Origin of the sequence: Coprococcus sp. ART55/1 (genome assembly GCF_000210595.1) — a bacterium.
GTDB lineage: Bacteria > Bacillota > Clostridia > Lachnospirales > Lachnospiraceae > Coprococcus > Coprococcus aceti.
In genome coordinates this window covers 170777-172898 of sequence record NC_021018.1, presented here as the reverse complement: position 1 = coordinate 172898, position 2122 = coordinate 170777, and the positions used below count along the sequence as shown (strand labels likewise).

At 41.8% G+C, this 2122-nt stretch carries 1 protein-coding gene and 1 pseudogene; one reads left to right on the top strand and one right to left on the bottom strand.

Going from position 1 to position 2122, the window contains the following annotated elements; translation table 11 throughout:
* Positions 1-299, top strand: a pseudogene (locus CCU_RS00790) (NAD-dependent epimerase/dehydratase family protein); the annotation flags it as partial.
* 326 nt (positions 300-625) lie between these two features.
* On the opposite strand, the gene CCU_RS00785 reads toward CCU_RS00790, so the two are convergent.
* Positions 626-1864, bottom strand: a complete 1239-nt coding sequence (locus tag CCU_RS00785) for an argininosuccinate synthase (RefSeq protein ID WP_004848633.1) — start codon at positions 1862-1864, stop codon at positions 626-628.
* Between the last annotated feature and the right edge of the window lie 258 nt (positions 1865-2122).

Genomic DNA, 2122 nt, shown 5'->3' with positions numbered 1-2122 from the left:
ATATCATGAATGTGGGAAATGTGGAGCCGGTCACTATAAAAGACTGGGTGACGATGTGTTACGCCTGCTTTGATAAGATCCCTGCGTTTGTAAATGTCAGTGAGGATATAGAACAGAGAAATTATTTCAGTTTTTATAACTATGAATATTATCTCGATGTGCAGCAGCAGAACAAAATATACCCGGAGACAATATCATTGGAAGATGGATTGAAAGAATGCGCAGAGTGGTATGTGGAAAATGAATCAGAAGTTGGGAAAAAGTCATATATGGAATATATAGACTGTAATTTAAAATAATGTACGTTGGTGCAGCGATATTGTAAATGATATGTATTTAGGGAGATCTGGAGCTTCGGCTCCGGATCTTTTTTTATAGATATACATTCAAATATCGTCGAGATATACGATGTGTATAAATTCATTAAGAGTTGCCCGGTATTTAAAAGGGTATGTTGGGGATTTTTATGAAATTAGTGAGAATGCAGAAAATGGTAAGAAATATCTGTATGATATTCTATCAATAAAAAAGGAAACGAGCAACCCACAACAGTAAAATGTGGTAAAAACCCATTTCCTTTTCTATATACTATTCCAACACGCTTCTTTTGTAAAGAATCTATAAATTATTTATTGTTGGCGTTGTCCTTCTCCTCGCGCTTCTGATCCATCATAGCACGAACCTTCATTGAAAGACCGAACAGGTTGATGAAACCTGAAGCATCCTTGTGATCGTAGAGGTCGCCAGTTGTGAATGAAGCAAGGCTCTCTGAGTACAGAGTATAATCTGATGTAGTACCAGCCTTGATGATGTTACCCTTGTAGAGCTTCATCTTTACATGACCAGTTACACGCTCCTCAGTCTTGGCAACAAATGCTGAAAGGCTCTCGCGGAGAGTGCAGAACCACTTTCCTTCATATACAAGTGCTGCGAACTTTGTTCCGACAAGCTTCTTGTACTCCATGGTATCACGGTCAAGTGTGAGCTCCTCAAGCTGCTTATGAGCCTCTGTAAGGATAGTTCCACCAGGTGTCTCGTATACACCACGTGACTTCATGCCGACAACACGGTTCTCAACGATATCGATGATACCGATACCGTGCTTTCCGCCGAGCTTGTTCAGCTCACGGATGATATCAGAAGTCTTCATCTTCTTGCCGTTGAGTGCTACAGGGTAGCCCTTCTCGAAGTCAAGGTCGATGTACTCAGGCTCATCAGGTGCCTTCTCAGGTGTAACTGAGAGAACCAGAAGGTCATCGTAGTTTGGCTCATTTGCAGGATTCTCAAGCTCAAGGCCCTCATGGCTGATGTGCCAGATGTTACGGTCACGGCTGTAAGAATGCTTTGCATCAAATGGAAGATCGATGCCGTGTGCCTTACAGAAAGCGATCTCATCCTCACGTGACTGCATTGTCCACTCAGGCTGTCTCCATGTAGCGATAACCTTGATGTCCGGTGCAAGAGCCTTGATAGAAAGTTCAAAACGAAGCTGGTCGTTACCCTTACCTGTAGCTCCGTGGCAGATGGCAACAGCGCCTTCCTTACGTGCAACCTCAACGAGCTTCTTGGCAATGATAGGTCTTGCAAATGAAGTACCGAGAAGGTACTTGTTCTCATATACAGCGTCAGCCTGAACTGTTGGCATGATGTACTCATCGCAGAGCTCGTCTACAACATCGATGATGTAAAGCTTCTCAGCTCCTGAATACTTTGCTCTCTCGTCAAGTCCCTCAAGCTCACTCTCCTGACCTACATCTATACATGCACAGATAACATCGTATCCGTATGTCTCCTTTAACCATGGGATGATGGCAGTGGTATCAAGACCGCCTGAATAAGCCAGTACAACTTTTTCTTTAGCCATTTTAATAAATCCTCCTATTTATAAATATAGAGCAGATGCAATAAAGATACATCTACGCACATCACAAGAGCTCTGTCCGGCGGAACGGGATCCTCTATATGACATTTTCTACATGAACTATACAACGCAAATGTATATTATGCAAGTGATTTTTCAAAATATTCATTCGTTCACCGTATATTATTCATGAAAAATATGCATAAATACAGAGCAAAATGGTGGCAAAAATGCTGATAAATCGTATATTTTGGGCAAATA

Coding starts and splice junctions, on each gene's coding strand:
- CCU_RS00785 (WP_004848633.1), bottom strand. CDS start 1,864: ATGGCTAAAGAAAAAGTTGTACTGGCTTATTCAGGCGGTCTTGATACC.